Source organism: Halomonas sp. A29 (genome assembly GCF_046723295.1).
GTDB lineage: Bacteria > Pseudomonadota > Gammaproteobacteria > Pseudomonadales > Halomonadaceae > Halomonas.
This window is the reverse complement of the sequence record NZ_JAXQPR010000023.1, coordinates 1-4,966: the sequence shown is the minus strand read 5'-3', so window position 1 is coordinate 4,966 and position 4,966 is coordinate 1. Positions and strand designations below refer to the sequence as shown.

Below are 4,966 nucleotides of genomic sequence, written 5' to 3'. Positions count from 1 at the left end.
TTTTTCGAAAAAGGCCTCGGCACGGAACAGGATTTGGTCAAGGCCTATATGATGTATGACCTGAGTACTGGAATAGGGCGAGAGGCTAAGCACGAGTTGGCCAAGAAAATGCCGGAAGAGCAGATCGAGGAAGCCATTGCTTTATCCTGGCAGTGGCAGTTGGCACATGGAGTGGTTCGTCCATCCTCCGATGGTTACCGCTACCAGCCCGATGTGAGCGACCGGGAGCCTATATCGCTTACTTCTGACTGACGCACCATGGCCCAGGGCGGCTGGGGCCTGTCGGACTTCAATGCCGCGCGCAAGGCCCTCTCCCAGTTGGGCGACACCATCCTTGCCTCCGGTGCCGCGCTGCTGGGGCAGGAGGCGGCGGATCAGGCCGCCCAGGGGCGGCCCATCGCCCCTCGCTCCGGGATGATGGTGCGCTATGCGCGGCTATTGCAGATCGATAGCCTGGTCACCACGTCGGACGCCAGCTTTGAATCCGGAGCCAACTATGTCGTCGAGATGGAAGTCTCCATGGGTGACTATCGTCGCACCGTCAGCTACCTGGCCAACCCGGATGGATCGCCCCGGCGAAGCCGCAATGGGGAGACCCAGTATGTCGACACGCTGGAGAACGGCGAGCGCATCGGCGGGAACCTGCCCGAGCCCGATGTCACGGACAACACCCGCGTCAGGATGCTGTGGCAGGTCAGGGATACCGATCTCGCGCAAGTTGCCGGTTATGTGGAAGGTGTCAGCGCGGAAGGGCTGTCCGCAGGCGGAGAGCCCGTACGCATCCCCATGGTGGATCAGCAGTTGCTGATGGCCGAACAGCAGCGCTCGAGGGGGCGCATGAGCGGAGGTGACAAAACCGTTCAACTGCTCGAGGCCGTCTTTGCGCTGGTGAGCTTCTATGACGTGGGCAAATCCCTCGCCGACAAGCCCAAGAGCCTGGAGCACTGGTGGGGAATGCTCGGCGCCATGGCGGCCCTCACCCAGATCGCCATGGACGTAGCCGCCGGCATCGAGGTTCGCCGCGGCCTGGCCGCCAGCGGCAACTTGGCCTATGAGCGAGTCGCCAGGGGGACCCAATACGGTAGCGCTGCCAAGCACCTGGGTCGGGTCGTCGCGGCCATCGGGATCATTGACGGCTTCCGGGCACTGGCCGAAGCCGGCGCCATGGCCAGGCGCGGAGAATTGCGTTCGCGTGTGCGCACCAAGGCGTTTCTGGGCGGCATCGCCATCGCTGGCGGCATTCTCGCGATCGCCGTCGGCTCCCTGGTACTGATTCCATTGATTATCGGCGTCATTCTCCTGATCGGGGCATATTGGCTGGTACGACTGGTGCCACGCAATATTGAACTCTGGTTGCGGCGTAGCCTCTATGGTTTGGAGCGGGAACAGCTCCCCTTCCAGCCGTTCGCCAATGGCCAGGAGGAGCAGCAATCCCTGATGATGGTTTTCAGCGGCATCGAGTTCGATATGGAAGTGGATTATCGTCTCGACACTCCCGAAGCGATGATGGCCGCCTATACAGCGGAGGCGGCACGCGCTTTGAGATCTAGATATATCACCCTGACCACCCGCTTTCCGAGTGAACTGGCGGGGGAGTTGACGGTTTTGATTACCTATCAGTCAGTGGCAGGGCAGAGACAGTATTTAGGTGGCACACGATATGCGAATGGTGATGTTGTTTCGGTAGGTCGTCATGGTCAGGTGGAAAATCGCTCAAATTTGATAGGTGCTGGCATGCCCCTTTCAACTAGATCAGAAAGGAACAGTTTTGAGCTTGAGCAAGATGGGGAAGAGAAGATAATCCGATTTGAGAAAAATCTCCAATCTGGGTCAGGGCTATTGGTGGCTGAGGTTTTGTATTATCCAGAGGTTGGCGGGCTGAAACGTGATATTTTTGAGATGAGGTTGTAGGCCAATGATTGTATGGTTTTTTCTTGCCTTTCTAATGGCTTCTCCTCTTGTAAAGGCTGAGGTCGTTTTTCAAGGTGAAGATGTCTGGGATTTATTTTCCAGCCAAGATTTCAATGATAATTTGGTCAGAGCTGAAGAAGGGGAGGTTAGATCCCAGTATCTTGTCGGTGCGGCATATTTGTATGGTCTTGAGGGTCAGGGAGTCGTAACAGATCACGAAAGAGGCCTGTTCTGGCTCAGGAAAGCCGCCGCTCAAGGAGCAGCTGAGGCCTACCATGAATTAGGAAAAGCGCATTGCCTAGGCATAGGGGTTGACAGGGATGTTGACAAATGCGAGGAGTACCTTGTCGAAGCAGGAGAGAAGGGGCTTCTTCGTGCAATGACAGATCTCTTGGATATTTATCAGAATGGCGACCCCGAGCTCGGAATCGACCAAAATGAAGAAAAATACTTTTACTGGCTAGAAAAATCAGCTGAAGATGGATTAGTATTTTCTATGACAAACTTGTCTATTGTATATCGGCAGGGGCTTGGCGTAGAGGTCGATCTTGTAAAATCTTTCGAGTGGCTCATGAGAGCCGTTGATATGGATGACATATGGGCCCAAGGCAGGTCAGGGGAATATTTTGAGAGGGGATTAGGCACCGAAAAGAACTTGGTCAAGGCATATACGATGTATGACTTGGGTGGCACAGCAAGAATTGAGCAAAGAGAAGCTGTGGCCGAACAAATGACAGAGGAGCAGCTCGAGGAAGCCATCGCTCTTTCCTGGCAATGGCAGTTAGAGCGTAACAGCTACCGTCCTAGCTCCAACNCTTTCCTGGCAATGGCAGTTAGAGCGTAACAGCTACCGTCCTAGCTCCAACGGTTACCGCTACCAGCCCGATGTGAGCGACCGGGAGCCTATATCGCTTACTTCTGACTGATATCAGACTCGACTGAACCCCCATGGCTACAGGGTTGATGATGTTCTCAGCCAACTCGATGAACTCATTGTGGGGTTTACGATGATTAAGTTGGTGCTGGTTGCGATCTTGTTAGTGCTTTCTCCACTCGTCCAGGCAGGATTGGTGTTTGATGAAAGTGAAAAAGTTGTGGAGATTTTTCGCAGCCAGGACTTTGAAGAAAACTTGGCCAAGGCAAAGGATGGTGATGTTCGAGCGCAGTACTTGGTCGGTGCCGCCTACCTCTATGGCCTTGAAGAGCAAGAAGTCGAGATTGACTATGAAAAAGGTCTGCGCTGGCTGAGAGAAGCTGCTAGTCAAGGGGCTGCAGAGGCTTATGATGAGCTTGCCCTTGCGTATCGTGAAGGACTAGGGGTCGAAAAAGATGCCAGCAAGTATGAGGAATATCTTGCCGAAGCCGCAGAGAGGGGGATGTCGTCTGCACGGCTGGATATTATGAATCTTTATCGCTATGGCGACCCTGAGGTGGGAATTGAAAAGGATGAGGAAAGATATCTCTACTGGATTAAAAGTAACGCAGAGGCTGGTTATCCATCTTCCATGATTACTCTTGCCCTTAGGTATCGAGAGGGGCGCGGCGTGGGAGTGGACCTTGAAAAATCTTTCGAATGGATAATGCGAGCAGTGGAGCTGGACGCGTCTTTTTCGCATAGAGAGGCGGCCAGGTATTTCGAAAATGGGTGGGGGACGGAGCAAGATCTAGTCAAGGCCTATATGCTATATGACTTAGGAGGGACGGCTGGAATAGAGCCAAAAGAAGCTGTGGCTGAGCAGATGACGGACGAGCAGATTGAGGAGGCAATCGCCTTGTCCTGGCAGTGGCAGCTGGAACACGGCGTGGTTCGTCCAGCCTCCAACGGCTACCGCTACCAGCCCGATGTGAGCGACCGGGAGCCTATATCGCTTACTTCTGACTGATATCAGACTCGACTGAATTCTCATGACTACAGGGTTGATGGTGTTTGCAGCTAGTTCGATGAACTTCTTATGGAGTTCACGAGTGCTGGTTGCGATCTTGCTGGTGGTTTTCCCCTTCGCGCATGCTGAGATAATCTTTCAAGATGGAGACGTCTGGGATGCCTTTGTGGGTCAGGATTTTAATTCCAACCTTATTAAGGCTGAAGAAGGCGATGCGCGGGCCCAGTACTTGGTGGGGAGAGCGCTCTTATTTGGTTTAGAAGAACAAGGAGTTAGCGCAGACCAAGAAGAAGGCTTGTACTGGATGCAGGAAGCGGCCGACCAAGGAGCTGCTGAGGCTTTCCATGCATTAGGCATTTTATATCGTAGAGGAATTGGTGTTGATAAGGATGGCGGTAAGTGGGAAGAATATATGACCGAGGCGGGCGAGCAAGGTTTGCACCACGCCATGTCGGAGCTCATAGACACTTATCAGGATGGCGATCCAGAAGCCGGCATAAACCAAGATGAAGAAAAGTATCTTTATTGGCTGGAAAAATCCGCAGAGCATGGAAGTGTATTTTCCATGATCAACCTGGCGATTACATATCGTCAAGGTCTTGGAGTGGAGAAGGATCTTGAAAAATCCTTTGAATGGGTAATGCGGGCGGTGAAACTGGATGACCTTAGCGCTCAAAGAATGGCCGGAGAGTATTACGAGAAGGGTATGGTGGTGGAACAGGATCTGGTCAAGGCCTATATGATGTACGATCTTTCCGGCACCGTTCCAAGCACAAGAAGGGATGAGCTGGCCAAAAAAATGACGGAAGTGCAGATCCAGGAAGCCATTTCACTATCCTGGCAGTGGCAGTTGGAACACGAGAAAGTTCGGCCAGCCTCCAACGGCTACCGCTACCAGCCCGATGTGAGCGACCGGGAGCCTATATTTCTCACGTCTGACTGATATCGGCCTCGACTGAGCTCCCATGGCTACAGGGTTGATGATGTTCGCAGCTAGCACAATGAACTCGTTATGGAGTTAACGATGATCAAGGTGGCTCTGGTAGTGATCTTGTTAATGCTTTCCACTTTCGCCCAGGCGGAGCGAATCTTTGAAGGCGAAAAGGTTGTGGAGATTTTCCATAGCCAGGACTTCGAAGCCAATCTGGCGGAGGCTGAGGAGGGCGATGTTC

General features: G+C 53.2%; 5 protein-coding genes. All 5 read left to right on the top strand.

The window, feature by feature from the left end; genetic code table 11:
• A partial coding sequence (locus tag SPH52_RS22345) for a hypothetical protein (protein WP_411797256.1) occupies positions 1–252 on the top strand: 252 nt, incomplete at its 5' end.
• A gap of 6 nt (positions 253–258) precedes the next feature.
• A complete protein-coding gene (locus SPH52_RS22340) occupies positions 259–1,911 on the top strand; it encodes a hypothetical protein (protein WP_411797255.1) in 1,653 nt (550 codons plus the stop codon).
• A gap of 4 nt (positions 1,912–1,915) precedes the next feature.
• Entirely contained in the window at positions 1,916–2,755 is an 840-nt protein-coding gene (locus SPH52_RS22335; RefSeq protein ID WP_411797254.1) for a tetratricopeptide repeat protein, read from the top strand.
• A 163-nt stretch (positions 2,756–2,918) separates the two neighbouring features.
• On the top strand, positions 2,919–3,794 hold the full coding sequence (locus tag SPH52_RS22330; RefSeq protein WP_411797253.1) for a tetratricopeptide repeat protein: 876 nt from the start codon (positions 2,919–2,921) through the stop codon (positions 3,792–3,794).
• Positions 3,795–3,876: 82 nt separating this feature from the next.
• A complete protein-coding gene (locus tag SPH52_RS22325) occupies positions 3,877–4,737 on the top strand; it encodes a tetratricopeptide repeat protein (protein ID WP_411797252.1) in 861 nt (286 codons plus the stop codon).
• Positions 4,738–4,966 lie beyond the last annotated feature (229 nt).